The sequence below is a fragment of the Martinezella rhizogenes genome (genome assembly GCF_000799715.1).
In the GTDB taxonomy this organism is placed as follows: domain Bacteria; phylum Pseudomonadota; class Alphaproteobacteria; order Rhizobiales; family Rhizobiaceae; genus Rhizobium; species Rhizobium rhizogenes_C.
In genome coordinates, this window is record NZ_JUHG01000018.1 from 131,898 (window position 1) to 157,936 (window position 26,039).

25 protein-coding genes are annotated in these 26,039 nt (G+C 60.6%); 10 read left to right on the forward strand and 15 right to left on the reverse strand.

What is annotated here, in order from left to right; translation table 11 throughout:
- Positions 1 to 2 precede the first annotated feature (2 nt).
- The 3 genes from EX00_RS26840 to EX00_RS26850 all read right to left on the reverse strand — a co-directional run bounded on the left by EX00_RS26840 (position 3) and on the right by EX00_RS26850 (position 3,121).
- Positions 3 to 1,892: an ABC-F family ATP-binding cassette domain-containing protein gene (locus EX00_RS26840; protein WP_047464768.1), complete on the reverse strand. Its 1,890-nt coding sequence runs from the start codon at positions 1,890 to 1,892 to the stop codon at positions 3 to 5.
- Between the two features lie 49 nt (positions 1,893 to 1,941).
- On the reverse strand, positions 1,942 to 2,448 hold the full coding sequence (locus tag EX00_RS26845; protein ID WP_047464769.1) for a hypothetical protein: 507 nt from the start codon (positions 2,446 to 2,448) through the stop codon (positions 1,942 to 1,944).
- Positions 2,449 to 2,611: 163 nt separating this feature from the next.
- Positions 2,612 to 3,121: a DinB family protein gene (locus EX00_RS26850; protein ID WP_047464770.1), complete on the reverse strand. Its 510-nt coding sequence runs from the start codon at positions 3,119 to 3,121 to the stop codon at positions 2,612 to 2,614.
- Between the two features lie 229 nt (positions 3,122 to 3,350).
- Between EX00_RS26850 and ndk the strand changes: the two genes are divergently transcribed.
- Positions 3,351 to 3,773: a nucleoside-diphosphate kinase gene (ndk, locus tag EX00_RS26855; RefSeq protein ID WP_047464772.1), complete on the forward strand. Its 423-nt coding sequence runs from the start codon at positions 3,351 to 3,353 to the stop codon at positions 3,771 to 3,773.
- A gap of 74 nt (positions 3,774 to 3,847) precedes the next feature.
- Here the strand turns inward: ndk and EX00_RS26860 are convergent, their stop codons facing one another.
- Positions 3,848 to 4,357 (reverse strand): hypothetical protein, encoded by a 510-nt coding sequence (locus EX00_RS26860; protein WP_047464774.1) that lies wholly within the window; start codon positions 4,355 to 4,357, stop codon positions 3,848 to 3,850.
- Positions 4,354 to 4,905 (reverse strand): CGNR zinc finger domain-containing protein, encoded by a 552-nt coding sequence (locus EX00_RS26865; protein ID WP_047464776.1) that lies wholly within the window; start codon positions 4,903 to 4,905, stop codon positions 4,354 to 4,356. The genes EX00_RS26860 and EX00_RS26865 overlap by 4 nt, the downstream gene beginning before the upstream one ends.
- A gap of 64 nt (positions 4,906 to 4,969) precedes the next feature.
- Between EX00_RS26865 and EX00_RS26870 the strand changes: the two genes are divergently transcribed.
- Positions 4,970 to 5,866: a branched-chain amino acid ABC transporter permease gene (locus EX00_RS26870; protein ID WP_047464778.1), complete on the forward strand. Its 897-nt coding sequence runs from the start codon at positions 4,970 to 4,972 to the stop codon at positions 5,864 to 5,866.
- Between the two features lie 64 nt (positions 5,867 to 5,930).
- Here EX00_RS26870 and EX00_RS26875 read toward each other — a convergent pair whose 3' ends face one another.
- From EX00_RS26875 to EX00_RS26895, 5 genes are all read right to left on the reverse strand, one after another.
- Positions 5,931 to 6,401 (reverse strand): molybdenum cofactor biosynthesis protein MoaE, encoded by a 471-nt coding sequence (locus EX00_RS26875; RefSeq protein ID WP_047464780.1) that lies wholly within the window; start codon positions 6,399 to 6,401, stop codon positions 5,931 to 5,933.
- 5 nt (positions 6,402 to 6,406) lie between these two features.
- Positions 6,407 to 6,661, reverse strand: coding sequence for a molybdopterin converting factor subunit 1 (moaD, locus tag EX00_RS26880; protein ID WP_047465180.1), 255 nt, complete (start codon positions 6,659 to 6,661; stop codon positions 6,407 to 6,409).
- Positions 6,661 to 7,248 (reverse strand): CDP-diacylglycerol--glycerol-3-phosphate 3-phosphatidyltransferase, encoded by a 588-nt coding sequence (gene pgsA, locus EX00_RS26885; protein WP_047464783.1) that lies wholly within the window; start codon positions 7,246 to 7,248, stop codon positions 6,661 to 6,663. Before pgsA ends, moaD begins: the two co-directional genes overlap by 1 nt.
- Before the next feature lie 212 nt (positions 7,249 to 7,460).
- A complete protein-coding gene (gene uvrC, locus EX00_RS26890) occupies positions 7,461 to 9,503 on the reverse strand; it encodes an excinuclease ABC subunit UvrC (RefSeq protein ID WP_047464786.1) in 2,043 nt (680 codons plus the stop codon).
- Entirely contained in the window at positions 9,500 to 10,267 is a 768-nt protein-coding gene (locus tag EX00_RS26895; RefSeq protein ID WP_047464787.1) for an SDR family oxidoreductase, read from the reverse strand. The genes uvrC and EX00_RS26895 overlap by 4 nt, the downstream gene beginning before the upstream one ends.
- A gap of 363 nt (positions 10,268 to 10,630) precedes the next feature.
- Between EX00_RS26895 and EX00_RS26900 the strand changes: the two genes are divergently transcribed.
- Positions 10,631 to 11,263, forward strand: a complete 633-nt coding sequence (locus tag EX00_RS26900) for an outer membrane protein (RefSeq protein ID WP_047464790.1) — start codon at positions 10,631 to 10,633, stop codon at positions 11,261 to 11,263.
- 108 nt (positions 11,264 to 11,371) lie between these two features.
- Here EX00_RS26900 and EX00_RS26905 read toward each other — a convergent pair whose 3' ends face one another.
- The gene (locus EX00_RS26905) at positions 11,372 to 11,968 is read right to left on the reverse strand and encodes a glutathione S-transferase (RefSeq protein ID WP_047464792.1); all 597 of its coding nucleotides are present in this window, start codon (positions 11,966 to 11,968) and stop codon (positions 11,372 to 11,374) included.
- A 29-nt stretch (positions 11,969 to 11,997) separates the two neighbouring features.
- Positions 11,998 to 12,849: a 23S rRNA (adenine(2030)-N(6))-methyltransferase RlmJ gene (locus EX00_RS26910; RefSeq protein WP_047464793.1), complete on the reverse strand. Its 852-nt coding sequence runs from the start codon at positions 12,847 to 12,849 to the stop codon at positions 11,998 to 12,000.
- 81 nt (positions 12,850 to 12,930) lie between these two features.
- Between EX00_RS26910 and EX00_RS26915 the strand changes: the two genes are divergently transcribed.
- The 3 genes from EX00_RS26915 (at position 12,931) to EX00_RS26925 (ending at position 16,963) form a co-directional block, all read left to right on the forward strand.
- On the forward strand, positions 12,931 to 15,054 hold the full coding sequence (locus tag EX00_RS26915; RefSeq protein ID WP_234709126.1) for a molybdopterin-containing oxidoreductase family protein: 2,124 nt from the start codon (positions 12,931 to 12,933) through the stop codon (positions 15,052 to 15,054).
- Positions 15,051 to 15,644, forward strand: a complete 594-nt coding sequence (locus EX00_RS26920; RefSeq protein WP_047464795.1) for an NUDIX domain-containing protein — start codon at positions 15,051 to 15,053, stop codon at positions 15,642 to 15,644. Before EX00_RS26915 ends, EX00_RS26920 begins: the two co-directional genes overlap by 4 nt.
- Positions 15,645 to 15,793: 149 nt before the next feature.
- Positions 15,794 to 16,963 carry an alpha-D-ribose 1-methylphosphonate 5-triphosphate diphosphatase gene (locus EX00_RS26925; protein WP_047464796.1) on the forward strand — a complete coding sequence of 390 codons (1,170 nt, stop codon included), beginning with the start codon at positions 15,794 to 15,796 and terminating at the stop codon, positions 16,961 to 16,963.
- A gap of 12 nt (positions 16,964 to 16,975) precedes the next feature.
- Here the strand turns inward: EX00_RS26925 and purN are convergent, their stop codons facing one another.
- The gene (gene purN / locus EX00_RS26930) at positions 16,976 to 17,653 is read right to left on the reverse strand and encodes a phosphoribosylglycinamide formyltransferase (protein ID WP_047464799.1); all 678 of its coding nucleotides are present in this window, start codon (positions 17,651 to 17,653) and stop codon (positions 16,976 to 16,978) included.
- Positions 17,650 to 18,723, reverse strand: a complete 1,074-nt coding sequence (gene purM, locus EX00_RS26935; RefSeq protein ID WP_047464802.1) for a phosphoribosylformylglycinamidine cyclo-ligase — start codon at positions 18,721 to 18,723, stop codon at positions 17,650 to 17,652. Before purM ends, purN begins: the two co-directional genes overlap by 4 nt.
- A gap of 223 nt (positions 18,724 to 18,946) precedes the next feature.
- Between purM and EX00_RS26940 the strand changes: the two genes are divergently transcribed.
- From EX00_RS26940 to ppx, 4 genes are all read left to right on the forward strand, one after another.
- Positions 18,947 to 20,077 (forward strand): AI-2E family transporter, encoded by a 1,131-nt coding sequence (locus EX00_RS26940; protein ID WP_047464803.1) that lies wholly within the window; start codon positions 18,947 to 18,949, stop codon positions 20,075 to 20,077.
- Positions 20,078 to 20,079: 2 nt separating this feature from the next.
- Positions 20,080 to 20,793 (forward strand): DnaA regulatory inactivator HdaA, encoded by a 714-nt coding sequence (gene hdaA / locus EX00_RS26945; RefSeq protein ID WP_047464806.1) that lies wholly within the window; start codon positions 20,080 to 20,082, stop codon positions 20,791 to 20,793.
- 75 nt (positions 20,794 to 20,868) lie between these two features.
- Positions 20,869 to 23,070: an RNA degradosome polyphosphate kinase gene (locus tag EX00_RS26950; protein ID WP_047464809.1), complete on the forward strand. Its 2,202-nt coding sequence runs from the start codon at positions 20,869 to 20,871 to the stop codon at positions 23,068 to 23,070.
- 11 nt (positions 23,071 to 23,081) lie between these two features.
- Entirely contained in the window at positions 23,082 to 24,602 is a 1,521-nt protein-coding gene (gene ppx / locus EX00_RS26955) for an exopolyphosphatase (RefSeq protein ID WP_047464812.1), read from the forward strand.
- A 35-nt stretch (positions 24,603 to 24,637) separates the two neighbouring features.
- Here the strand turns inward: ppx and EX00_RS26960 are convergent, their stop codons facing one another.
- Positions 24,638 to 25,996 (reverse strand): esterase-like activity of phytase family protein, encoded by a 1,359-nt coding sequence (locus EX00_RS26960; protein ID WP_047464814.1) that lies wholly within the window; start codon positions 25,994 to 25,996, stop codon positions 24,638 to 24,640.
- Positions 25,997 to 26,039 lie beyond the last annotated feature (43 nt).

The following is a 26,039-nucleotide window of genomic DNA, read 5'->3' on the forward strand; positions in this document are numbered from 1 at the left end:
TTCTAGCCGGCCATCGCGCTTTCATATTCCGAGGAAAGCTCGAGCCATTGCTCCTCGGCGGCGGCAAGCTTCTCCACCGCGTCGGAACGCTGCTTGGCCTTGTCGGCGGCCTTGGCGGGCGCCTTCTCGTAGAGCGCAGGATCTGCAAGTTCCACATCAAGCGCCTGAATCAGTTTCTCCAGCTTGGCCGTCAAGGATTCAATTTCGTTGATCTTTTTCCGAAGTGGCGCGAGCGAGGCACGGCGGTCGGCATTGAGCTTGCGCTGATCCGCCTTGGAGACGGAATCGTCTGTGCCATTCGCCTTGGCCTTATCGTCCCTGGCCTTGGGGCTAGCGATGACGAGGCTGCGATATTCTTCAAGGTCGCCGTCGAAGGTGGAAACCGTGCCGTCGCGCACCAGCCAAAGCTGATCGACAGTCGCCTCGATCAGGTGGCGGTCGTGCGAGATCAGGATGACGGCGCCGGGGTAATCGTTCAGTGCCTGGATCAGCGCGTTGCGGCTGTCGATGTCGAGATGGTTTGTCGGTTCGTCGAGGATCAGCAGGTTCGGCGCATCGAAGGCGGCAAGGCCCATCAGCAGCCGCGCCTTCTCGCCGCCCGAGAGATCCTTGACCGGCGTATCCATCTTCTCCGTCGCAAGCCCCATCTGTGCAACGCGGGCGCGCACCTTCGGCTCCGTCGCATCCGGCATGCGGCGGCGCACATGCTCGACGGCGGTCTGGTTCGGCACGAGGTCGTCGAGCTGATGCTGTGCGAAAAAGCCAATCTTCAGGTTCGGCGCCAGCTTCACGTCGCCGCTATCGGCATCGAGACGGCCGGAGACGAATTTCGCGAAGGTGGATTTGCCGTTGCCGTTCGAGCCGAGGAGCGCAATGCGGTCATCGGCGTCGATGCGCAGGTTGAGGCGCTTCAGGATCGGATTGCCGGGCTCGTAGCCGACAGCACCTCCGGTGACGGCGATGATCGGCGAGGCCGCCTGCTTTTCCGGCTCGGGAAAGCTGAAGCCCATCACATGATCTTCGATGACGGCGGCGACCGTGCCCATGCGTTCCAGCGCCTTGACGCGAGACTGCGCCTGCCGTGCCTTCGTTGCCTTGGCCTTGAAGCGGTCGATGAAGCTCTGCAGGTGCTTGCGCGCCGCATCGTTCTTCACCTTCGCCTTCGTCTGCAGCTCGTCGGCCTCTGCCTTCTGCCGCTCGAACTGGTCGTAGGAGCCGCGATAGAAGGTGAGCTTCTTCTGGTCGAGATGGACGATGGCGTTGACGGCCGTGTTCAAGAGATCGCGGTCATGCGAGATGATGATGACCGTGTGCGGATAGCGGCGGATGTAATCTTCCAGCCAGAGCGTGCCTTCGAGATCGAGATAGTTGGTCGGTTCGTCGAGCAGCAGCAGGTCTGGCTCGGAGAACAGCACGGCCGCAAGCGCCACGCGCATGCGCCAGCCGCCGGAAAAGGAGGAAGCCGGGCGGTGCTGCGCTTCATGGTCGAAGCCGAGACCGGCCAGAATGCTGGCGGCGCGCGCTTCGGCGGAATGGGCGCCGATATCGGCAAGCCGCGTCTGGATGTCGGCGATGCGGTGCGGGTCGGTTGCCGTCTCGGCCTCCGCGAGCAGGGCAGTGCGCTCCTTGTCGGCTTTCAGCACGATCTCGATCAGCGGTTCTTCGGTGCCCGGCGCTTCCTGCGCCACCTGGCCGATGCGGGCGTTGCGCGGGATCGCGACCGAACCGCTTTCAGCGGCGAAATCGCCGGTAATGATCCTGAACAGCGTGGATTTGCCAGCGCCGTTCTTGCCGACAAGCCCGGCTTTCGTGCCCGCCGGAAGCGTCACGTTGGCTTGGTCGATGAGGAGGCGGCCGGCAATGCGGGCGGAAAGGTCGGAAATGGAAATCATGGCGCGGTTTTGGCCGAACTCCGCGCCGAAGGCAAGAGCGCGTAAGCCCTTAGGCGTGCGTGTTGCGTGCTTGCACCGGCAGGTTGGCGCAATCTCGCAGGCGCTCGGTCAACTCGGTCTCGTAAAGCAGCAGATTGCTGAGCGAGGCGTTGAGACAGTCCATGGCGTCGTCGACCTGCGACGCCGTTGCGATCTCGCGGGTGAAATGCTGCTTTTTCCTCAGCCCTTCGGCCAGCTGATTGGCCACGTCGCGCAGCATCTCGGCCGCATCGCTCTCGGATTTCCGGGCGACCAGGCCGCAATGGCTGACGAGGTGATGCTTCAAGCCGATATCATCGAGTTTGGTTTGCGACGGGGTAGGGCCAAGTGCCTCAATCTCGCTGGCGATCCCGCGATCATGACCGTAAAGCGCCTCATGGAAGAGCTGGTAGTTTCGCGGCAGGCTCTTGACCTTGAGCTTCGCCATGTGGTGGCCGATCGTCTCAAGCTCGGTCACCGCCTCGCCATTGTCACTGTCGATGGAATATGTCGAAACACTTGCCTTCGAACTTTTCATGCCTGCTCTCTGATTTGCCACCCGGCTGATATATCTCCCCAATTTGCAGGCTCGCAGGTTAAGGCAACATGAACGAAACGTCTTATCGGTGTGATCTTGCATCAAAATTAGACGGCACGACAATGCACGACTGCAATCGCGGACCAATGGCTCGCCTTTGACTTTACATCCAGTGTCTTCCTTCGCCACGCAGGAAGTAGATCAGGTCGAGTTCCAGCGACGGTTTGCCCAAGGCTGTCAGCGTCATGTGACATTGGCCACGATGATGGGTCTGGTGGTTGAACAACTGTGCGACAGCAGCCCTCAACGGATGGGTAATGGCGCCTGGCCGGGTGACCGGCGAATAGGTGATGTCTGCTGCAAGCTGGGCATCGTCGAGTGTCTCGACCCAATCGATGATACGCTGGTCCTCGGCCTCGCGTGCGGCACGGAGATCGGCGAGAGCGTCATGCGGGATGGCGTTCAGTATCGCTGCGACCTCGCCGGCGCCGGTAAAACGGTGCATCCACATCCGATCCGCTACCAGCAGATGGTTGAGCGTGTTGCGCAAGGAGCCGAAGAAAGCGCCGCGGCTCTCGTGAAATTCCGCATCACTGAGCTGAGCGGCGGCATCGTATAGCAGGGTATTGGCCCAGCGATTGTAGTGGGCGAACATTCCGAAGTGTCTGAGCATATTGGTTCTCCTCCAAGAGCTTTGCTGCAAGCCTAGAATAGAATTGAGCAAATGGGACCGATGGCATCAACGAAATTTGCTGATGGGATTGTCGTTCCTCTGCTGGCCAGGCCGCGAATCGCCTGTCCGGACTGTGACAACGGCGTGAAATTGGCGCGTGCCCCTTGTTTTCAGGCTGTGGGGCGGGTAAAGACCGCCCACTTTTCTCTGAATACAAGGAATTGACCCCATGGCGATTGAACGCACTTTTTCGATGATCAAGCCGGACGCAACCAAGCGTAACCTGACCGGTGCCATCACCAAGATTTTTGAAGACAATGGCCTGCGCGTCATCGCTTCCAAGCGCGTCTGGATGAGCAAGCGCGAAGCCGAAGGCTTCTACGCCGTTCACAAGGAACGTCCTTTCTTCGGCGAGCTCGTTGAAGGCATGACCTCCGGCCCGACCATCGTTCAGGTCCTGGAAGGCGAAGGCGCCATCCTGAAGAACCGCGAAATCATGGGTGCAACCAACCCGGCAAACGCTGCTGAAGGCACGATCCGCAAGATCCATGCCCTGTCGATCGGCGAAAATTCCGTTCACGGCTCCGACGCTCCGGAAACCGCTGCCGTCGAGATCGCCTACTGGTTCTCCGAAACCGAAATCGTTGGCTGAATCAGCCTTTCAGCCGAAGCGCTGAACAGACTGAATTGATTGAGAAAAAGCCGGGACCTTGTGTCTCGGCTTTTTCATGCCGGGCAAGCGGTATCGTGCCCATAATCGGCGCTGCCGTCAGCTTTGAAGACATCCGGATTTTCGGTGTAGACCGGGCCGACCACCAACGGCTTCGTCGGCAGCACGGTCTGGTCGAGATCCGATTTCACCTCGGTCTTGATGGTCTGGATCGTCTTGTCGCTGGCATCGACCAGCCTGATTGAGACGGAATAGGGCCGATCCTTGCGTACGCAGCGCAGATCCGGGCTTTCGAGTGTGATCTTGTCCCAGAACGTAAAGATCTTTTGCCGCACCACCAGGGGATCGCCGCCCGCCGGGTTTTCGAATTCCGCGACAGCCGTCGTGCCCTCCGGGATCGGCGCGATCTTCTTCAGCGTGATCATGTAGGTGGCGCTGGCGACGCGATAGTTGAAGACGAAGAGCCGGCCGCTGAGTTCGGTCGGCCCGCTTTCCGGCTCTCGCTGGCAGCCGGCAAGGGTCAGCCCGGCGATTGCCGTCATCAAAACGATCGTCCCGGTCCTCATGGCGTGCTCTTCTCCTTTTTGCGGCGATAATGCCGGCTCGCCTTGGCGCGGTTGCCGCAGACCGCCATGTCGCACCAGGCCCGGCTCTTGTTCTTGCTGCGGTCGATGAACAGCCAGCCGCAATTGCGGCAGATCTTCATGCGCTCGGGGTCGGACATCGCGATCAGCCGCAGGGTGGAATGCGCCGTCGCGGCATCGAGCCCATCGGGAGAGGCGGCATGTCTCAGTACTTTCGACAGCGCTTCCAGCAAGTCGGCCAGCAGCGCATCGGCACCGCGATCAAGGACGCGCGCGCGAAAATAACGGTCTATCGCTTCGCGGAGCGCGATGAAGTCGGATTTGTTTTCCTGCCTCACCGGCAGGATGTCGCCGAACAGCGCCCGCTCAGCACAGAAATTCGCGGCTGCCTTTGGAAAACTCTCCATCTGCCCCGGCGCCTCGAAGCGGTCGGTGCGTCGTTCGTCGTCATGGCGCAGAATGACGCTGTTGGCGACATCCAGCGCCAGCGCGCCACCGGAAAAACGATGCGGGGTCCAGGAAAAGCTCATGGCGAAATTATAACTGGTAAAATTGCTTTTACCAGTTACTATTTATCAACTGGTCGGAGGATCGATGGCCTATCTCCTGCAGCAATTGGCAAATGCCGTTCCGCTTGCGGCGCTCTATGCCGCGCTGGCCTTCGGCTATGCCATTGCCTTCGGTGTGATGAAGCGGGCTGATATCACCTATGGCGCGCTCTTTGCCTTTGCCGGTCAGATGCTCGTCCTGTTTACCGACGTCGGCTATACGAGGCTCATCCTGATCCTGCCGGCAGCGTTGGCTTTCGGCGCGGCCATCGCCGCCGCCTATACCTTGGGAACCAGCCTTCTCGTCGGCCGCGCCATCATGCTGCCGCTATCGCGCAAGTCGCCGAACACGGTCATCGTTGCGGCTCTCGGCATGATGATCATCCTGATGGAGACGGCGCGGCTCGCTTCCAACACGCGCGGCATCTGGCTGCCGCCCTTCCTCAACGAGATGATCGTGTTCTGGGACAGCGGCGATTTCCGTGTCACGCTCACCAAGATCCAGCTCATCAACACGGCGCTGATGATCCTGATGATCCTCGGTGGAGCCTATGTGCTCAAATATACCGGATGGGGCCGCATCTGGCGGGCGGTGACGGATGATGCGCTGGCCGCCGAGCTTTGCGGCACAAGCGCCAATCGCGTCTTTCTTCTGGCCTATGTCGCCTCCGCCCTGGTCGCCACTGTCTGCGGCCTGCTGGCGACCTCCTATTACGGCACGATGGATTTCGGCGCCGGTCTGATGTTTGGACTGAAGGTGCTGTTGATCGCCGCCGTCGGTGGCTATTCCGATCCGCTGAAGTCGGCGGGCGGCGCGGCGCTGCTCGGCCTGTTCGAGACCCTATGGGGTGCCTATGGCCCGTTCCTGTGGCGTGATTTCGTGATCTTCTCGCTGCTCGTCCTGCTGCTGGTGCTAAGCCGGCGCGAGCGCGTGGTCCCGTAGAGTAATTCCAGGAAAAGTGCACAGCGGTTTTTCGTCCGGAATTGCGCAAAAACGCACTAAGCGCCTATTTGCCGCCGGCCCATTTGTTTCGCGCGGTATCGTCAGCATCCTTGGCTGAAACCCAGTCGCCTTCCGTGCCGTTTTTGGCGTGTTCCTTCTTCCAGAAAGGCGCGGAAGTCTTCAGGAAATCCATGACGAAATTGGCGCCGTCGAAGGCGGCTTGGCGATGCGGGGCGGCGGCGATGACGAGGACGATGTTCTCGCCGGGGGAAATCTTGCCGTAGCGATGAATGGCGGTCAGGCCACGCAGGTCGAAGCGCTCGATGGCGAGCGTCGCGATGCGGGTGATCTCCGCTTCCGCCATGCCGGGATAATGTTCGAGCTCAAGCGCGCTCAGCATCCCGCCTTCGTCCCGGCAGAGCCCGGAAAAGGTGACGACCGCGCCAATATCACGCCGGCCGTTTGTCAGGCGATCGATCTCGGTCTGGAGATCGAAATCCTTACGCTGGACTTTGACGAGCGGCTCGGTTGCCATGACACTCACCCACCCGTCATTGGTGGGAATATACCGATTTCGCGGGCACCGGCGATCGGTTCGTCGTGATCGGCATGTTCCATATTGATGGCGACACGGATTGCATCGGGAAACTGAAGTGCCGTCTCGTATTCCTCGCCCAAGGTCTTCAAATGATTCAGGAGATCGCCAACAGTGATCACATCGGCGGGGAGGGAAATCTCTTCCTCTCCCTTGCCGATCCGCTCCCGCACCCAGGCGAAATAGACGAGCTTCGTCATCATTCTTCATCCACGATATGCTTCACGCCGGCCCGGAAATAATCGTAGCCAGTGTAGATCGTCAGCAGCGCCGCGATCCAGAGCAGGACGATGCCGAGCTCCGTCGTATAGGGTAGCACCTTGTCGCCCGCCGGCCCAGCCAGCAGAAAAGCGATGGCGACGAGCTGTGCGGTCGTCTTCCATTTGGCGATGCGCGTTACCGGCACGCTGACCTTCAGCGCCGCCAGATATTCGCGCAGGCCCGAGACCAGGATCTCGCGGCACAGAATGATGATTGCCGCCCAGAGCGACCAGCCGGCGATGGTACCGTCGGCGGCGACCAGAAGCAGGATTGAGGCGACCAGCAGCTTGTCGGCGATCGGGTCGAGCATGCGGCCGATATTCGAGGTCTGATTCCAGATGCGTGCAAGATAGCCGTCCAGGAAATCGGTGAGCGAGGCGATGACGAAGATCCAGAGCGCTACCCATCGCGCAAAATCGGATCCCTCCAATCTGCCTTCGACGAAGAAGCACAGGACGATCAACGGTACGCAGAGGATGCGGCCATAGGTGAGCAGGTTGGGGATGCTATATGCGCGCGAAGCCATGGAAATCGTTTCGTTTCGGTTGTTTCACTGAACCAAGATGGACTTGTCCTCAGGACGCCATCTCGTTCCAGTCATTTGATTTAGCATGATCTTGTCCAAAAACCGCTCCGCACTTTTTGAGATCATGTCCTAGATGATGGTTTGAGGACCTTACCGTCAATATTGTTTCTGTTTTTTCGTCGCTATTGCGTGGAATTTGCGACGCGCCGTTCCTATTTCGCGGCGTCCTCGTGAAAATGATTATAGACCTGTCGGGCCACGGTTTCGGATATGCCTTCGACCGCCATCAGGTCGGAGAGGGCGGCGCGCGACACGGCCTTGGCTGTGCCGAAGTGCTGGAGCAGCGCCCGCTTGCGCGAAGGGCCGATGCCGCCGATTTCGTCCAGCGGGTTCTTGACCATCTCCTTCTTGCGCCGCGCCCGGTGCGAGCCGATGGCGAAGCGATGCGCCTCGTCGCGCATGCGCTGGATGAAGTAGAGCACGGGATCGCGCGGCGGCAGGGTGAAGCTGTCGCGGGACGGGGCGAAGAAGCGCTCGCGCCCGGCGTCGCGGTCCACGCCCTTGGCGACGCCGATGGCGATCACGCTGTCGGTGATGCCAAGCTCTTCGAGAATGGCTCGTACCGCCGTCATCTGCCCCTGGCCGCCGTCGATGAGGATGACGTCCGGCCAGGCGGGGAAGGGCTGATCCGCGGCTTCGGTGGAGGGGGCTTCCGCGTCGAGGCCGCGGTCCGGCTTACCCTCTTCCTTCAGCAGCCGGGAGAAGCGCCTTGTCATGACTTCGCGCATCATGCCGAAGTCGTCGCCGGGCGTGATATCGGTCGATTTGATGTTGAACTTGCGGTACTGGCCTTTGACGAAGCCTTCCGGCCCGGCCACCACCATGCCGCCGACCGCATTCGTGCCCATGATGTGCGAGTTGTCGTAGATCTCGATGCGTTGCGGCACGTAGGGAAGCTGGAAGGTCTCCTTGAAGCCCACGAGCAACCGCGACTGCGAAGCCGTCTCGGCAAGCTTGCGGCCATGCGCTTCGCGGGCATTGGCGACGACGTGATCGACCAGATCCCGCTTCTCGCCGCGCTGCGGCACCAGGATAGAGACCTTGTGCCCCGCCTTCTCGCTAAGCGCCGCCGCTAGCAGTTCGATCTCCTCGACCGTCTCCGACAGCAGGATCTGTTTCGGCACCGGCTTGTCGTCGTAGAACTGCGCCAGGAAGGAATTCAGCACCTCGGCGCCTGAAAGCGATGGGTCGGCCTTCGGGAAATAGGCGCGGTTGCCCCAGTTCTGACCGGTGCGGAAGAAGAACACCTGAATACAGGAGATGCCGCCCTCGTGATGGATGGCGAAGACATCGGCCTCTTCAACGCCGGCCGGATTGATGCCCTGATGGCTCTGTACATGCGACAGCGCCGCCAGCCGGTCGCGAAAAACGGCGGCGCGCTCGAAATCGAGGTCTTCGGCGGCGGCATTCATCGCCTCCGCCATATGCGCCTTGACGTTCTGGCTCTTGCCGGACAGGAAATCCTTCGCCTCTTGCACCAGCTCGGCATAGCCCTCGTCGCTGATTTCGTGAGTGCAAGGCCCGGAACAGCGCTTGATCTGGTAGAGCAGACAGGGACGGGTACGCGTTTCGAAGACGCTGTCGGCGCAGGTGCGGATCAGGAAGGCGCGCTGCAGGGAATTGATCGTGCGGCCAACGGCGCCGGCCGAGGCGAAGGGGCCGAAATACTCGCCCTTGCGCGCCCGCGCGCCGCGATGCTTGAAAATCGCCGGTGCCCGATGGTTGCCGGTGATGAGTATATAAGGAAAGGATTTATCGTCCCGCAGCAACACATTGAAGCGCGGCCGCAAGCGCTTGATCAGATTCGCTTCCAGCAGCAGCGCTTCTATTTCGGTGCGGGTGGTGACGAACTCCATGTTCGCGGTTTCGCGCACCATGCGGGCGATACGGTTGGAATGCACCCGCCCCATCGCATAATTGGCGACACGCTTCTTTAGGTTGTGTGCCTTGCCGACATAGAGAACGTCGCCGTCTTCGTTGAACATGCGGTAGACGCCGGGATTGTTCGGCAGCCGCTTGACGAATTCGGCGATCAGCTCCGCGCCGGTGAGGCCGGTTTCGTTCTTGCCGCCCTCATTCCAGTCGACGGGCGCGACAGGGGAGGCGCCGGCATCGCCTTCCACCTCGATGTCGTCTTCAATGTCTTCTGATTCGTCATAGAGAATGCCGCCGTCGGGCAGCTTTCGTCCGTTCATTCCATGCTCTCCGCCACATCAGGCGTTTCCCAGGCAAGGTGCTGGCCGCCATCGAGCGCTATCATTTGGCCCGTGATTGAAGGCGTGTCAAAAAGAAAGCGGACGGTGCGGCCGAATTCCTCGAGCCCGGGCGCTGCCTTCAATATGAGCCCGTCGATCTGCGCCTGGAAGTCCTCTTCCGTCTGCCGGACGCTGCGCACCGTCGGGCCGGGGCCAATGGCATTGACGCGGATGCGCGGCGCGAAGCTCTGTGCCATCGTCTGGGTCGCCGTCCAAAGCGCCGCCTTCGACAGTGTATAGGAGTAGAAGCGCGGGTTGAGCGCCCAGACGCGCTGGTCGACTATATTGACGATCAGCCCAGGAATGCCGTCCGGAAGCTGGCGTGCGAAATCGGCTGCGAGGATCGAGGGCGCGCGGACATGCACGGCGAAATGGGCGTCAAAGGCTTCGGCGTCGAATCGGTCGGCGGAATCACCCTGGAAAACCGAGGCATTGTTGACGAGCAAATCCAGCGGTCCGAGCTCCGAAACGACCCTTTTGATCAGCGTCGATGTCTCCGCCGAATTTTGCAGGTCGGCCTTGATCGCAATCGCCTTTTTGCCCTTTTGCCGCAATGTTGCCACGATCTCGGCTGCCTCGGCGAACGATCGGTTGGCGTGCAGCGCCACCGCAAAGCCGTTCGCCGACAAATCCTCGGCCATTGCGCGGCCTATTCTTTTGGATGCACCCGTTATCAGCGCAGTGCGTAGTTTTTCCTGGTTCAAGATGCTGCCTTTTCCTCGCCGTTATCCAACTGAAGCTCATATAGGGCGTCGATACACCATATAAAATGGTGCTTCTGCAAGACAAGCGGCGAAGATGATCTATGTAGAACTTTAGATATATTTGGATAAAAATAAGTATACCCGCTTTAACCATTCGTTATGGTTAACAATTCCTCTGTTGCGCTGAAGCAACATCGAAATTCAGCCACGCCTGTGCCACAATGATATCATAATTTAGCTCTTCGAATTCCTCATTTGCATTCCAATTTCAGTGTCGATCCGGGAGGGACATTTTGTAATTGCTCGTGGCACTCCGAAGTCGACAAAAGTAGACCAGGAACACGAGCCTGAAAGGAGAAAAGTATGCGTACTCTTATTAAGACCCTCATGGTCTCCGCTTTCGCTCTCGGCGGCGTCAATGCAGCTTATGCAGCTGATGCCGTAGAGCAGATTCCGCAGCCGCCTGTTGCACAGGAAGAGGCTCCAGCCGTCAACAACTGGTCTGGTTTCTACATCGGTGGTGCCGGCGACTGGAACAAGGGTCACTTCAGCCGCAACGGCAATGGCTACGGCTTCGGCGGCGAGGCCTTCACCGGTTACAACTGGCAGCAGGGCCAGATCGTATACGGTGTTGAAGCCGACCTTGGTTACGCTGGCATCGACTCGACCCGCAACGGCCTGACTGCCAAGAACGGCGTCAACGGCTCGGTTCGCGGTCGTCTCGGTTACGACTTCAACCCATTCATGCTGTACGGCACGGCCGGTCTGGCAATCGGCCAGAACAAGCTCTCCGACGATACCTCGTCTGACAGCAAGACCGCTGTTGGCTACACGGTTGGTGCAGGTGCTGAAACCTTCATCACTAGCAACGTAACGGCTCGTATCGAATATCGTTACACCGACTACGGCAAGGAAAAGTTCGGCCTCGACTCTGGCAACTTCTCGCGCGGTTACGACGAGCAGAGCGTCAAGGTTGGTGTCGGCGTAAAGTTCTAATAATCTGACAGTAATGTCTGACGAAGAAGCCGGGGTTTTGCCCCGGCTTTTTTCGTTTCAACGTGCTGGCGGCTCCGCGCATTTGTCATGCGGGGAGCTTGACGACAATCAGCCCTGTGGCTTCATCGCCTGATAGTCGGGGAAATGCTTTTCGAACTTGCGTACCCAGGCGATCAGGTCGGCGTGATCGTCTTCCCACTGTCCTTCGAACCGCAGTTGCAGATAGCCGAGCAGGGATGCCAGGGCAAAATGCCCGCCATGCAGTTTCTTGCCGATCTTCGGCGGCTCGGCATTGAGATGGGTGAGGGCGCGGCCGACCTTCGTCCACTGGCGGTCGATCCAGGGCTGATGCTGCTTGTCGGGATCGCGCAGGCGGCGTTCATAGACGATCGACAGCAGGCATTCGTTGGCGCCATCGCAAAGCGCTTCCAGCACCTCGGCTTCAGTGCGCTTGCTATCCTTGGCAGGGTAAAGCTTCTTGCCTTTCCGTCGATGGAAATATTGCATGATGGTGCGGCTGTCGAAGATCGCTTCGCCGTCATCCGTCAATAGCGTCGGGATCTTGCCGAGCGGATTGTTGTCGACCAACGCCGCCGGCCCGGCATTGGTATCGACGCGGATTTCATTGATTTCGATGCCGAGATGCCGGGCGGCCATCCGCACCTTGCTGGAAAAAGGGGAGGTGGGCGAGCAGAGCAGCTTCATGGATTCACCTTGTCATGTGCGGAATAAATTCAGTGCTCGCCGCGCAGCCAGAAGGCGCGTTGCGAGGCGAAGCGGTCCTGCGCCAGCATATCTTTCAGCGCTGGCAGCAGCGCGTGCAGCTCGTCCTTCAGCGTGAAGGGCGGGTTGACGATGATGAGGCCGGAGCCGGTGAGCCCGGTGAAGCCGCGGTCGCTTTTGACCGTCAGCTCGGCGCAGAGCATCTTGGGGATCTCCAATGCCTGAAGCGTCTCGTGGAAGGCCTTGATCGGCGCATCCTTCTTGATCGGATACCAGAGGCAATAGGTGCCGCCGGGAAAACGGCGCCAGGCTTTCCCTAGGCCGTCCGCCAGGCGTTCATATTCGCCATCTTCCTCGAAGGGGGGGTCGACCAGCACGATGCCGCGCTTCTCCTTCGGCGGCAGATGCGCGCCGAGCGCCAGCCAGCCGTCGAGCTCGGTGATGCGCGCATGGTGATCGCCTTCGAACAGCCGGTGCAGCCGCTGGAAGTCCTCGGGGTGCAGCTCCATGGCCGACAGCCGGTCCTGCGGGCGGAACAGCATGCGAGCGAGCTTCGGCGAACCGGGATAGAACTGCAGGCCACCGTCGGGGTTGAGCTCGCGAACGGCGGTCAGGTAGGGTTCCAGTAGATCGGCGAGCTGCGGAACGAGTTCGGCGTCGAGCAGCCTGCCGATACCGTCCTGCCATTCACCGGTCTTCTGCGCTTCCTCCGAAGAGAGGTCGTAGAGCCCGATGCCGGCATGTGTGTCGAGGACACGGAACGCCTTGTCCTTGTTCTGCATGTAGCGGACGAGCCGGGCGAGCACCGCGTGCTTGAGCACATCGGCGAAATTGCCTGCGTGGTAGATATGCCGATAGTTCATTTTCGGTGAAGTCCGTATGAATTGTTGCGATGGGCGAGATTATGCCTTTTGGCCGGACATGGCTTGAAATATACAAATACGATGAACATTGCGACCCCCATTCAAACCAAATCCAAGATAGGCCACACCGCCTGTCCGCACGACTGTCCCTCCACCTGCGCGCTGGAGATCGATCTGACCGAGGATGGCAGGGTCGGTCGAGTGCGCGGCGCGAGGGACCATTCCTATACGGCAGGCGTTATCTGCGCCAAGGTCGCCCGCTATGCCGAGCGGCTCTATCATCCCGATCGGCTGATGAAGCCGTTGCGCCGCGCTGGCGCCAAGGGCGAGGGGCGCTGGCAGGAACTCTCCTGGGACGACGCGCTGGACGAGATCGCCAATGCCTTTGTCAAGGCTGAGGCTAAGGATGGCAGCGAAGCTATCTGGCCTTATTATTATGCCGGCACCATGGGCCTGGTGCAGCGCGATTCCATCAATCGCTTGCGCCATGCCAAGCGCTATTCCGGCTTCTTCTCCTCAATCTGCACCAACCCCGCCTGGACCGGCTTCACCATGGCGACGGGCACGCTGCGTGGCCCGGACCCGCACGAAATGGGCCGTACCGATTGCGTCGTTATCTGGGGCACCAATGCGGTTGCGACCCAGGTCAACGTGATGACCCATGCGGTGAAGTCGCGCAAGGAGCGCGGCGCCAAGATCGTCGTCATCGATATCTACGATAATCCGACGATGAAACAGGCCGACCTGGCGCTGATCGTCAAGCCCGGCACGGATGCGGCGCTTGCCTGCGCCGTCATGCATGTCGCCTTCCGCGACGGTTATGCCGACCGTGCCTATATGGAAAGATATGCGGACGATCCCGCCGGTCTGGAAGCCCATCTGAAGACGAAGACGCCGGAATGGGCGGCAGCGATCACCGGTCTATCCGTGGATGAGATTGAGGCCTTCGCCAAACTCGTCGGCACCACGAAGAAGTCTTATTTCCGTCTCGGCTACGGCTTCACTCGCCAGCGCAATGGGGCGGTGGCCATGCATGCGGCCGCCTCGATCGCCACGGTCCTTGGCTCCTGGCAATATGAGGGTGGCGGCGCCTTCCATTCCAACAGCGATATTTTCCGCATCGACGGGAGCGAGCTGACCGGTCGTTCGATGCTGGACCAAGATGTCCGCATGATCGACCAGTCGCAGATTGGCCGGGTCCTCACCGGTGATGCCGTGGCGCTGCGTCATCGCGGGCCGGTGACGGCGATGCTGATCCAGAACACCAATCCGGTGAACATCGCGCCGGAACAGCGGCTGGTGAAGCGCGGCTTTGCCCGCAACGATCTCTTCGTTGCCGTACATGAGCAATTCATGACCGATACCGCCGAAATGGCCGATATCGTCATTCCCGCCACCATGTTCGTCGAGCATGACGATATCTACCGCGCCGGCGGCCAGAACCACATCCTGCTTGGCCCCAAGCTGGTCGAGCCGCCGTCGACGGTTCGCAGCAATCTCTTTGTCATCGAGGAGCTGGCGAAGCGCCTTGGCGTCGCCGATCGTCCCGGTTTCGGCTTTTCCGCGCGCGAAATGGTCGACCGTATTCTGTCGGATAGCGGCTTGCCCGATTACGATTATTTCCTCGAGCATAAATGGTTCGATCGCCAGCCGGCTTTCGAGGAGGCGCATTTCCTCAACGGCTTTGCCCATCCGGACGGCAAGTTCCGTTTCCGCCCGGACTGGGTCAACCAGCCCGCTCCGAACCGCCCGCCCGAAGCTGTCGGCCTGCTCGGTCCTCATCTGGAGTTGCCGGAGTTTCCGGATCAGGTCGATGTCATCGAAGTCGCCGATCCGGATCATCCCTTCCGTCTCGCCACCTCGCCGGCGCGTAATTTCCTGAATTCGAGCTTTGCCGAAACCAAGACCTCGCGTCAGAAGGAAGGTCGCCCCGAGGTGATGATCAATCCGGCGGACGCCGCGGCACTTGATATTGCCCATGGTGATCTCGTCCAGATCGGCAATGTCCGGGGCGATATCCGCATTCATGCGCGCATCACGACGGAGGTGAAGCCCGGCGTGCTGATCGCCGAGGGGCTGTGGCCGAACAAGGCGCATGTGGACGGTGAGGGGATCAATGTCCTCACCGGCGCCGATCCCGTCGCGCCCTATGGCGGCGCTGCCGTTCACGACAACAAGGTTTGGCTGTGTAAGGATAGGACATGAGCAAATTCGACAAGGCGAAGGTCGAGATCGTCAGCGAGAAGACGCTTTCGGACGGATGGACGCGGGTCAGCAGCTACGACATCGACTACACGGATTCCAAGGGCGAGACACATCGACTGCAGCGGGAGATCTATCATCGCAAGCCGGCCGCCTGTATCCTGCTCTACGATCCCAAGCGCGAGACAGTCGTGCTTGTTCGCCAGTTTCGCCTGCCGGCCCATCTCGCCGGCTTTCCCGCCTGGATCATCGAAGTTCCGGCCGGTCTGCTCGATGGCGATGATCCGGAAGAGGCAATTCGCCGTGAGGCAATGGAGGAAACCGGCTATCGCATCCGCGATGTCCGTTTCCTCTTCAAGATCTTTCCTTCGCCAGGTTCTGTCCCCGAAGTGATCCACCACTTCGCCGCCGTGATCGATGCTTCGGATCGTATCGGCGATGGCGGTGGGCTCGCCGGCGAGCACGAGGATATCGAGGTACTCGAGGTAAAATTGTCTGACGCGCTGGCGATGATCGAAGCCGGCGAAATCTACGATGGCAAGACAGTCATATCGCTGCAATGGGCGGCACTGAACAAGGCAAGTTTGAAGTAGGCTGCCAGAGACGCGCAGGCATTCCCACGGTTAGCGTCGCCGCTTTCATCAGGGTGTCACGAATCGCGACTACCGGGAAGCGTTCGCCGGATAGGTCCGGACCATTGTCATATATTTGAAACGATTGACGCTATTTCAGGAGAAAGCCGATGTGGCTCAGCAATTTCACGCTCGTTCTTCCCAATGAGGTCGTCGATCAGGGCTCCATTCGCATCGAGGACGGCATGATCGCCGAGATCCGCACCGAGCGGGTTGCGAACCCGACCTTCGATGGCGGTGGACGGCTGCTGATGCCGGGCTTTGTCGATCTGCACGGCGATATGATCGAGCGCGAAATCGCGCCGCGGCCGAATGCGACGATGCCGATCGATTTCGGCATCCACGAACTCGACAAGAAGCTTGCCGCGGCCGGCGTCACCACCGCTTATGCCGCAGTCTCCTTCGCCACGGAAAGCGTCTACGGCCATGTGCGCTCGCTGGAGACCACTTCGGCTGTCATCAAGGGCATCAGCAGCCTGCGCGACAACCTGCTCATCGACCATCGCGTCCACGCCCGCTACGAGATCACCAATGTCGGCGCCGCGCCGACGCTGGAGCGATTGCTGGAGGATGGCGTCGTTGACATGGTGTCGCTGACCGACCACACGCCGGGGCAGGGGCAATACAACAATATCGAGGCCTATATCCTCAGCATGTCCGAGCGTCGTTCCATGTCGCGCGAGGCGGCGGAGCAGATGGTGGCCCGCCGTATTGCCATGCGGCAGGATCCGGATATCGAGCGCAAGCTGCACGACATTGTCAGCCTGTCCTTGAAGCACAAGCTGTCGCTGGCATCGCATGATGACGACAGCGCGGAGAAGGTGGCCGAGATGCATGATCTCGGCGTCACGATCAGCGAATTTCCGGTGACGCTGCCGGCCGCCGAAGAAGCGCATCGCCGTGGCCTCTGGACGCTGATGGGTGCCCCGAACGCGCTGCGCGGCCAGTCCATGTCGGGCAATCTGAGCGCTCTCGATGCAGCGAAAGCGGGTCTGCTCGGCATCATCGCCGCCGACTATCATCCTGCCGCCTTCGTGCCGGCGATCTTTAGGATTGCCGAGGTTGCCAGTGGCGGCCTGCCTGCGGCGGTTGCCATGGCAACAGCAAATGCCGCGCGCTCTGCCGGGCTGATGGATCGCGGCGCGATCGCCATCGGCCAGAAAGCCGATCTGGTGGCTGTCGAGCATGGTGCGGTTCACCGCATCCGCGCGACCTTCCGCAACGGCCGCGTCGTCTATAGCGACGGTACGCTGCACCCGCTGATGGCCATGGCCGCGTAAGGGGAAACCCGACTAGATCCGGCTGACATCGCCGAGCAGTGACAAGATCTGCTGGCCGGCGGCAGCCGGTATCTTTGCCGAGGCAATCGCCTTGCCGTTTTCCATCCGCACCTTGCCTTCCGCCAGCAGCCGCAGCGACTGCGGATAGAGCTGATGCTCGATCGTGAGCACACGGGCGGCCAGAGCGTCGGCGGTGTCGTCAGTGAGAACCGGCACGGCCGCCTGACCGATCACCGGGCCTTCATCCATGCCTTCGGTCACGAAATGCACGGTGCAGCCAGCGATCCGCTGGCCTGCGTCGATGGCGCGCTGATGCGTGTGCAGGCCGGGGAAAAGCGGTAGCAGCGAAGGATGGATATTGATGATCCGGCCTTCGTAGCTCTGGATGAAGCGGCCGGTGAGCAGGCGCATATAGCCTGCAAGGCAGATGATGTCGGGCGACAGCGCCTCGAGCTGCGCGAGAATTGCCTCCTCATGCGCGTCCTTGCTGGCGAAATCCTTGCGCACGAAAGCGAATGTAGCGATGCCCTCGGCAGCGGCCTTCGCCAGCCCGCCGGCATCCGCCTTGTCGGAAATGACGGCGACGATTTCGGCCGGGTAATCTGAAGCCGCGGCCGCCTTGACCAGCGCCATCATGTTGGAGCCGCTGCCTGAAATGAAGACGACGACGCGTTTGCGGGCCGAACTCATAGATCCAGCGTACCCTTGTAGACGGTGCCGGCTGCACCTTCGTCGCGGGCGATCATGCGGCCGAGCGTGACGATGGATTCGCCTTCGGCCTCAAGCGACGCCTTGACGGTCGCGACATTCTCGGCGGCGACGACGGCGATCATGCCGATGCCGCAATTGAAGGTGCGCAGCATCTCCTTTGCCTCGACGCCGCCGGTCTTGGCGAGCCACGAGAATACCGGCGGCACCTTGACGGCGGCCAGATCGATCTCGGCGGCAAGATGCTTCGGCAGCACACGAGGAATGTTTTCGGGAAAGCCACCGCCGGTAATGTGGGCGAGCGCCTTGATGGCATGGGTCTCGCGGATCGCCTTCAAAAGCGGCTTCACATAGATACGGGTCGGCGTCAGCAGAGCTTCACCCAGCGCCTTGCCTTCTGCGAAGGGAGCAGGTGCATCCCAGGCGAGGCCGGAGAGATCGACGATCTTGCGCACCAGCGAGAAGCCGTTGGAATGAACGCCGGAGGAGGCGAGGCCGAGAATGACGTCACCTTCGGCAATATCGCCGGAGGGCAGAAGCTGGCCGCGTTCAGCCGCGCCCACGGCGAAACCGGCCAGATCGTAATCGCCATCGGAATACATGCCCGGCATTTCCGCCGTCTCGCCGCCGATCAGTGCGCAGCCTGCCTCGCGGCAGCCTGCCGCAATGCCGCCGACGATCGCCGCACCCTGGTCGGGATCGAGCTTGCCAGTGGCGAAGTAGTCGAGGAAGAACAGTGGTTCGGCGCCCTGGACGACGAGGTCGTTGACGCACATGGCAACGAGGTCGATGCCGACGGTGTCGTGATAATCTGCGTCGATGGCGATTTTCAGCTTGGTGCCGACGCCGTCATTGGCGGCGACCAGCACCGGATCGGTGAAGCCCGCGGCCTTCAGGTCGAAGAGACCGCCGAAGCCGCCGATTTCGCCGTCGGCGCCAGGCCGGCGCGTCGAACGCACGGCGGGCTTGATCTTTTCGACCAGCAGGTTGCCGGCATCGATATCGACGCCCGCGTCGCTATAGGTCAGGCCGTTTTTTCCAGACTGGCTCATGCTTACGCCTCCGATGGCCGCCCTTCAATCGTGACAGGGCCTTGATCGGGTCGCCATTGCATGACGTGGGCCTTTATGCAAGGCGCTAACATAGGCAAACCCTCGATTTTCCCCGCTTCACAGTGCTTGAAGGCCGATTTCCGGTCGCAGGCTTGACCATAATTGCGGCGTCATCCTATGTCCTAAGCGAGCGACAGCAGGGCGGCGAGCAGTGGGGACGACGATGAAGCAACAAGTCAGCGGGACAAGCCTCAAGCGTCAGGTCACCTTCTGGCTGGTCGTGCTTGGCGTCTTCATTGTCTTTCTCTACCTCTTCAGCTCGATCCTTTTGCCCTTCATCGCTGGCATGGCGGTTGCGTATTTTCTCGATCCGGTCGCCGACCGGCTGCAAAGGGTCGGCCTCAGCCGCCTGATGGCAACGATATTGATCCTCGTCGCCTTCGTGCTGTTCTTCGCGCTGGCGCTGACGATCGTCATTCCAATCATCATCAATCAGTTCAATGATTTCGTCCAGCACATACCGGGCTATGTGCAGCAGCTGCAGCAGCTCATCGCCAAGACGCAGACGATGGTGCTGCCCGACTGGATCCGCAACCAGCTCGGCGTTATCAAGGACAATTTCTCCAATATCATGTCGGACGGGCTGAGCTTCGTCGGCGGTCTGTTCGCGCAGATCTGGAGTTCCGGCAAGGCGTTGGTCAACATCATCTCGCTGATGGTCGTCACCCCGGTCGTCGCTTTCTATATGCTGCTCGACTGGGATCGCATGATCGCCAAGGTCGATGCCTGGGTGCCGCGCGATCATGTCGCCACCGTCCGTCAGATTGCCACCGAGATCAATCAATCGATCGCCGGCTTCATCCGTGGCCAGGGCTCGCTCTGCATCATCCTCGGTATCTATTACGGTGTCGGGCTGTCATTGGTCGGTCTGAATTTCGGCCTGTTGATCGGGTTCTTCGCCGGCATGATCAGCTTTATCCCCTATGTCGGCTCCCTGGTCGGCCTGTTCATCGCGGTCAGCGTCGCGCTGGTGCAGTTCTGGCCGGATTACATCTGGGTCGGCCTCACGCTCGCCGTCTTCTTCACCGGCCAGTTCCTGGAAGGCAATGTGCTTCAGCCGAAGCTGGTTGGCGAAAGCGTCGGCCTGCATCCGGTCTGGTTGATGTTCGCTCTTTTTGCCTTCGGCGCGCTCTTCGGTTTCGTCGGTCTGCTAGTTGCCGTTCCGGCCGCGGCGGCGTGCGGTGTGCTTGTTCGCTTCGCCCTTTCGCGGTACCTTCAGAGCGACCTTTATTACGGACACTCGGAAGCCGATAAGGCGCGTAGGGCCAAGGCCGGCAGTCCTGAGAAAAACTAGACATGACCGATGTGAAGAACGCTGATTTGAGGCGCAAGCCCGCCGAACAGCTACCTCTGGCCTTTACCCATGACGCCGCGAGCGGCCGCGACGACCTGCTGGTCGCCGATCCCTTGAACGCGGCGGTGAGGATCGTTGATTCCTGGCCGCACTGGCCGTCGCCGGTGGTCATTCTCGCAGGTCCCGTTGGTTCGGGAAAATCGCATCTTGCCTCCATCTGGTGCGAGAAAAGCGGCGCTGTCCCGATCCATCCGATAATCGGCTCGGATGCGGCCGTCATCGCGGCAAACGGGCCTGTCATCTTCGAGGACGTCGATCGCCTGGGCTTCGACGACACCGAACTTTTCCACGTCATCAACAGCGTCAGGGAAAACGGTACGGGCCTGCTGATGACCAGCAGGCTCTGGCCGATGTCCTGGCCGGTCACGCTGCCCGACCTGCGCTCGCGGCTGAAAGCGGCGACCGTCGTCGAGATCGGCGAGCCGGATGAAGAATTATTGTCGCAGGTGATCGTAAAGCTCTTTGCCGACCGGCAGCTTTATATCGATGACAAACTTGTCCTTTATATCGTCAATCGGATGGAGCGGTCCCTGAATGCCGCGCAGTTGATCGTCGACCGGTTGGACCGGCTGGCGCTTGGCCGCGGCACAAGAATTACACGCATACTGGCCGCTGAAGTCTTGAATGAATTGGGCAATTCCGGCCCGGCAGATTGAGCGAGAGGTGAACTGTCACAGTTCCGTCGTCAAACTGCTATACGTGGCAAGGTCTCAGATGAGGGTAGGTGGAACATGGACTCGGCAGTAACGGAACAGCAGGACGCCAACCAGCAGGCCCCGGAGGCCGCGCCGCCGATCAACGAGCTGCTAAGCAGCCCCGAACGCTTCATCAACCGTGAATTCTCCTGGCTGCAGTTCAACCGCCGCGTCCTCGAGGAAACACTGAACACGGCGCATCCGCTTCTAGAGCGCATCCGCTTCCTCTCCATTTCCGCCGGCAACCTCGATGAATTCTTCATGGTGCGCGTCGCCGGCCTTGAGGGCCAGGTCCGCCAGAAGATCCTCGTGCGTACGCCTGACGGCAAGACGCCCGCCGAGCAGCTCGACGATATCCTGCGCGAGATCGACAATCTGCAGATGGAGCAGCAGGCATCGCTTGCCGTGCTGCAGCAGTACCTCGCCAAGGAAGACATTCTGATCGTCCGCCCACCGGCTCTGTCCGAGACCGACCGGGTGTGGCTCGCCAATGAATTCGAACAGGCGATCTTCCCGGTCCTGACGCCGCTCTCGATCGATCCGGCGCATCCGTTCCCGTTCATTCCGAACCTCGGCTTCTCGATCGCGCTGCAACTGAACAGCATGAACGGCCGCGAGCCGATGACCGCGCTGCTACGCTTGCCGCCGGCGCTCGACCGCTTCGTCCGCCTGCCGGACGCCAGCAACGTCATCCGCTACATCACGCTCGAAGATGTCGTAAACATCTTCATCCAGCGGCTTTATCCCGGCTATGAAGTGCAGGGTTCGGGTACTTTCCGTCTCATCCGAGACAGCGATATCGAAGTCGAGGAAGAAGCCGAAGATCTGGTTCGCTTCTTCGAGACGGCGCTGAAGCGCCGCCGCCGTGGGTCGGTGATCCGTATCGAGACCGATTCGGAGATGCCGCTCGAACTGCGCCAGTTCGTGGTGGAATCGCTGAACGTGCCAGAAAACCGCATCGCCGTTCTGCCGGGCCTGCTGGCACTCAACACCCTGTCCGAGATCTGCAAGGCGCCGCGCGACGATCTGCGTTTCGAGCCCTACAATGCGCGATTTCCTGAGCGCGTCCGCGAACATGCCGGCGATTGCTTCGCCGCCATCCGCGAAAAGGACATGGTGGTCCACCATCCTTACGAATCTTTCGACGTGGTGGTCCAGTTCCTGATTCAGGCTGCGCGCGATCCTGACGTCCTGGCGATAAAGCAGACGCTGTACCGCACCTCCAACGACAGCCCGATCGTGCGTGCGTTGATCGACGCCGCCGATCTCGGCAAGTCGGTGACTGCGCTGGTCGAGCTCAAGGCCCGCTTCGACGAAGAAGCCAACATTCGTTGGGCACGAGATCTGGAGCGTGCCGGTGTGCAGGTCGTCTTTGGCTTTATCGAGCTCAAGACGCATGCGAAGATGTCGATGGTCGTGCGCCGTGAAGACGGCAAGCTGCGCACCTATTGCCACCTCGGCACGGGCAACTACCACCCGGTCACCGCCAAGATTTACACCGATCTGTCCTACTTCACCTGCGACCCGAAGATCGCCCACGACATGGCGAACATCTTCAACTTCATCACCGGCTATGGCGAGCCGGAGCAGAGCACGAAGATCGCCGTTTCGCCCTATACGCTGCGCCCGCGCATCCTCCAGCACATCGAGGAGGAAATCGAGCACGCCAAGAGCGGCAAGCCGGCGGCGATCTGGATGAAGATGAATTCGCTGGTCGACCCCGACATCATCGACGCGCTTTATCGCGCCAGCAACGCCGGCGTCGAGATCGATCTCGTCATACGCGGCATCTGCTGCCTGCGTCCGCAGGTGCCGGGGCTGTCCGAGAATATCCGCGTCAAGTCGATCATCGGCCGCTTCCTCGAGCACAGCCGCATCTTCTGTTTCGGCAATGGCCATGGCCTACCGTCGGACAAGGCGCTCGTCTATATCGGCTCGGCCGACATGATGCCGAGAAACCTCGATCGCCGCGTCGAAACCCTCGTGCCGCTGACCAACAAGACCGTGCATGAGCAGGTTCTTTCACAGATCATGCTGGGCAACATCATTGACAATCAGCAAAGCTACGAGATATTGCCGGACGGTACTTCGAGGCGTACGGAGGTGCGCGCGGGGAAAGAGCCGTTCAACGCGCAGCAGTATTTCATGACCAATCCCAGCCTGTCCGGCCGTGGTGAATCGCTGAAATCCAGTGCGCCGAAACTGATCGCCGGGCTGTTGTCGGGCCGCAAGAAATAAACTGGACCTGCATGGTTGAATCAGAAGCCCAGGGGCGCCTTCCCGGTATAGCCCCGGTCTCCGTTGTCGATATCGGGTCGAACTCCGTTCGTCTTGTCGTCTATGAAGGCCATTCGCGGTCGCCGACCATTCTTTTCAACGAGAAGGTGCTTTGCGGCCTCGGTAAGGGCATAGCCCTGACCGGAAAAATGGACGAGGAGAGCGTCGCGCGCGCTCTCGCGGCCCTACACCGGTTCAAGGCACTCTCCGACCAGGCGCGCGCATCGACCATCTATGTCCTGGCGACGGCCGCCGCCCGTGAGGCGAGCAACGGCCCTGATTTCATCCACAAGGCCGAAACGATCCTGCAGCGGAAAGTACGCGTGCTTTCGGGCGAAGAAGAGGCGCGGTTTTCGGCGCTCGGCATCGTCAGCGGTTTTTTCCATCCGGACGGTATCGCCGGCGATCTCGGTGGCGGTTCGCTCGAATTGATCGATATCAAGGACCGGGAGATCGGCAAGGGCATCACTCTGCCGCTTGGCGGTCTCAGATTGTCGGAATACGCCAATGGCTCGATCGAAAAAGCCCGCAGCTTTGCCCGCAAGCATGTGAAGACGGCGAAGCTGCTTGGCCAGGGCGAGGGGCGGGCCTTCTACGCTGTCGGCGGCACCTGGCGAAACATCGCCAAGCTGCATATGGAAATCCGCAAATATCCGCTGCACATGATGCAGGGCTATGAAGTGCCTCTCGACGAGATGATGCGCTTCCTCGATCAGATCGGCGAAGCCAAGGAAACGCGGGATCCAGCATTCCTGTCGATTTCCAAGCATCGTCGTTTACTGCTGCCCTTCGGCGCGGTGGCAATGCGGGAAGTGCTGGCCGCGATGAAGCCGTCCGTCGTGACATTTTCGGCGCAGGGCGTGCGCGAAGGCTATCTCTATTCACTGCTGACCGAGGCTGAGCGAAACAGCGATCCGCTGCTGACGGCCGCAGGCGAACTTGCCATCCTGCGTGCCCGCTCGCCGGAGCATGCCCGCGAGCTTGCGGAGTGGACCGGCCGCATGATGCCCTTCTTCGGCATCACCGAGACGGAGGAAGAGAGCCGCTATCGCCAGGCCGCGTGCCTGCTTGCCGATATCAGCTGGCGTGCCCATCCCGACTACCGTGGCCTGCAGGCGCTGAACATCATCGCCCATACGTCCTTCGTCGGCATCACCCATGCCGGCCGCGCCTTTATCGCGCTCGCCAATTACTATCGTTTCGAAGGCCTGCACGACGACGGCGCCACCGAGCCGCTGTCGACGATCGCCACGCCACAGCTCATCGAGCGTGCCAAGCTGCTCGGCGGCCTGTTGCGCGTCGTCTATCTGTTTTCGGCCTCGATGCCCGGCATTGTCCGCAACCTGTCGATTCGCCGCTCGTCAAACCCGGATCTGGATCTCGAATTCGTCGTCCCGGCCGAATATCACGACTTCGCCGGCGAACGGCTGGATGGCCGTCTGCAACAGCTTGCCAAGCTGACGAACCGGCGGTTGGCGTTCCGGTTCGAGTGAGTGTTGCCTTCTCCCCGAGGGGAGAAGGCAGGTTTTTACTTCGCGTTCAGGAAATCGCCGACTTCGAGAATGCTGAACTCGTTATCGTCGGCCTTGTCGACGGCGCGGCCGGCCGAGAATGGCAGGTTGTTGTCGTTGCCGATGATGATGTGGGTGGCATCGACGCGGTCGACATTCTCGATGGTGACGAACGGCATGTCGTAGAAGCCGTCACCACCGCCCTGGCGGCGCTTGTGGTCCGGATCTTCGATATGCAACAGGTCGATATAGCCGATCTTGCGGACGGCCTTGCCGACATTGGCGTCGCTGAACTCGATCTTGTAGACGCGTTTCAGCTCGGCGGGAGCCTCGAAGCAATCGGGTTTCGGCTGCTTCGGATCGGTGCAGGCCTTGTCCTTGGTGCCGGCGCCGTTGTCGCGCTCGATCACCAGGGCAGTCTTGTCGTCCAGCATGTTGAAATCGCCGATCGACACGCCCTTGTCGGCGAAAGGATAGAGCCAGCTGCGGCCGGTCCAGCTTTTCGAGGCGGTGTCGAATTCGACGACGCGGATGGCGGTGTGGCCATCAACGCTCTCCATCTGGCCGTCATCCTTGTAGAGCGCGCCTTCCAGGAGGCCATAGAGCTTGCCGCCGTCCTTGGACAAGGCGAGGCCCTCAAAGCCGCCGGAGCGCTTCAGGTTGAAAACCGGCATCTTCAGCGACGGATTGCCAGGAAGTTGTAGCAGGGCGTTGTCGGGAGACATCACTGGCTTGCCGTCGAGCGTGGTTGGGAAGACGTCGATCAGTTGGCCATTCGTGTCGAACTTCAGCAGATAAGGGCCGAATTCCTCGCCGATCCAGAAGCCGTCGGCGACAGGCTGGATTGATTCGATATCGAAATCGGCGCCGGTCAGGTAGCGCGTATTCGAACCTTCGAGAACGATCGGGAAAGGGGCCTTCTTGTTCGGGTCGGAGAGGAACAGGTTCTTGACGACATCGACCTTGCCATTGTCCCAGTCGAACTTGAGCTGATGGAGGAACAGCATGGCGTCGCTGGAATTCTGCTTGGAGCCGAAGCCGTTGTCGGACAGCGTCCAGAAGCTGCCGTCGGGCATGGCCTTGATGCCGGAGAAGCCCTGGATCGGCTGGCCGTCGAAAGGCAGCTTCAGGTCTGTCACGCGGGCGCCGTCCTTACCCGGTACCGTGCCGAGAGCCTCGGTGCGCTTGCGGTCCGGCGTGGTAAACTTGCCGGAGGTCTTCAGGACGTCGGGTGCGTCGGCGGGTGCCGCGACCATGGTATTGGCCGGCAGAATGGCCTGTGAGGTCAGCTTGGCGGGAAACTGCTGTTCATCGGCTTGGGCCGAGGCGGCAATCAGAACAAAAAGTGCCGTGGAAGCGAAAAGAATTCGGGTCATCGTGTCACCTTGTTGGCTTGGATTGGCAAGACAATCCTCGCTT

What these genes read in the sequence shown, in the direction of transcription:
- EX00_RS26840 (WP_047464768.1), bottom strand. Translation starts at nt 1,892, where the DNA reads ATGATTTCCATTTCCGACCTTTCCGCCCGCATTGCCGGCCGCCTCCTC.
- EX00_RS26845 (WP_047464769.1), bottom strand. Translation starts at nt 2,448, where the DNA reads ATGAAAAGTTCGAAGGCAAGTGTTTCGACATATTCCATCGACAGTGAC.
- EX00_RS26850 (WP_047464770.1), bottom strand. Translation starts at nt 3,121, where the DNA reads ATGCTCAGACACTTCGGAATGTTCGCCCACTACAATCGCTGGGCCAAT.
- ndk (WP_047464772.1), top strand. Translation starts at nt 3,351, where the DNA reads ATGGCGATTGAACGCACTTTTTCGATGATCAAGCCGGACGCAACCAAG.
- EX00_RS26860 (WP_047464774.1), bottom strand. Translation starts at nt 4,357, where the DNA reads ATGAGGACCGGGACGATCGTTTTGATGACGGCAATCGCCGGGCTGACC.
- EX00_RS26865 (WP_047464776.1), bottom strand. Translation starts at nt 4,905, where the DNA reads ATGAGCTTTTCCTGGACCCCGCATCGTTTTTCCGGTGGCGCGCTGGCG.
- EX00_RS26870 (WP_047464778.1), top strand. Translation starts at nt 4,970, where the DNA reads ATGGCCTATCTCCTGCAGCAATTGGCAAATGCCGTTCCGCTTGCGGCG.
- EX00_RS26875 (WP_047464780.1), bottom strand. Translation starts at nt 6,401, where the DNA reads ATGGCAACCGAGCCGCTCGTCAAAGTCCAGCGTAAGGATTTCGATCTC.
- moaD (WP_047465180.1), bottom strand. Translation starts at nt 6,661, where the DNA reads ATGACGAAGCTCGTCTATTTCGCCTGGGTGCGGGAGCGGATCGGCAAG.
- pgsA (WP_047464783.1), bottom strand. Translation starts at nt 7,248, where the DNA reads ATGGCTTCGCGCGCATATAGCATCCCCAACCTGCTCACCTATGGCCGC.
- uvrC (WP_047464786.1), bottom strand. Translation starts at nt 9,503, where the DNA reads ATGAACGGACGAAAGCTGCCCGACGGCGGCATTCTCTATGACGAATCA.
- EX00_RS26900 (WP_047464790.1), top strand. Translation starts at nt 10,631, where the DNA reads ATGCGTACTCTTATTAAGACCCTCATGGTCTCCGCTTTCGCTCTCGGC.
- EX00_RS26905 (WP_047464792.1), bottom strand. Translation starts at nt 11,968, where the DNA reads ATGAAGCTGCTCTGCTCGCCCACCTCCCCTTTTTCCAGCAAGGTGCGG.
- EX00_RS26910 (WP_047464793.1), bottom strand. Translation starts at nt 12,849, where the DNA reads ATGAACTATCGGCATATCTACCACGCAGGCAATTTCGCCGATGTGCTC.
- EX00_RS26915 (WP_234709126.1), top strand. Translation starts at nt 12,931, where the DNA reads ATGAACATTGCGACCCCCATTCAAACCAAATCCAAGATAGGCCACACC.
- EX00_RS26920 (WP_047464795.1), top strand. Translation starts at nt 15,051, where the DNA reads ATGAGCAAATTCGACAAGGCGAAGGTCGAGATCGTCAGCGAGAAGACG.
- EX00_RS26925 (WP_047464796.1), top strand. Translation starts at nt 15,794, where the DNA reads ATGTGGCTCAGCAATTTCACGCTCGTTCTTCCCAATGAGGTCGTCGAT.
- purN (WP_047464799.1), bottom strand. Translation starts at nt 17,653, where the DNA reads ATGAGTTCGGCCCGCAAACGCGTCGTCGTCTTCATTTCAGGCAGCGGC.
- purM (WP_047464802.1), bottom strand. Translation starts at nt 18,723, where the DNA reads ATGAGCCAGTCTGGAAAAAACGGCCTGACCTATAGCGACGCGGGCGTC.
- EX00_RS26940 (WP_047464803.1), top strand. Translation starts at nt 18,947, where the DNA reads ATGAAGCAACAAGTCAGCGGGACAAGCCTCAAGCGTCAGGTCACCTTC.
- hdaA (WP_047464806.1), top strand. Translation starts at nt 20,080, where the DNA reads ATGACCGATGTGAAGAACGCTGATTTGAGGCGCAAGCCCGCCGAACAG.
- EX00_RS26950 (WP_047464809.1), top strand. Translation starts at nt 20,869, where the DNA reads ATGGACTCGGCAGTAACGGAACAGCAGGACGCCAACCAGCAGGCCCCG.
- ppx (WP_047464812.1), top strand. Translation starts at nt 23,082, where the DNA reads ATGGTTGAATCAGAAGCCCAGGGGCGCCTTCCCGGTATAGCCCCGGTC.
- EX00_RS26960 (WP_047464814.1), bottom strand. Translation starts at nt 25,996, where the DNA reads ATGACCCGAATTCTTTTCGCTTCCACGGCACTTTTTGTTCTGATTGCC.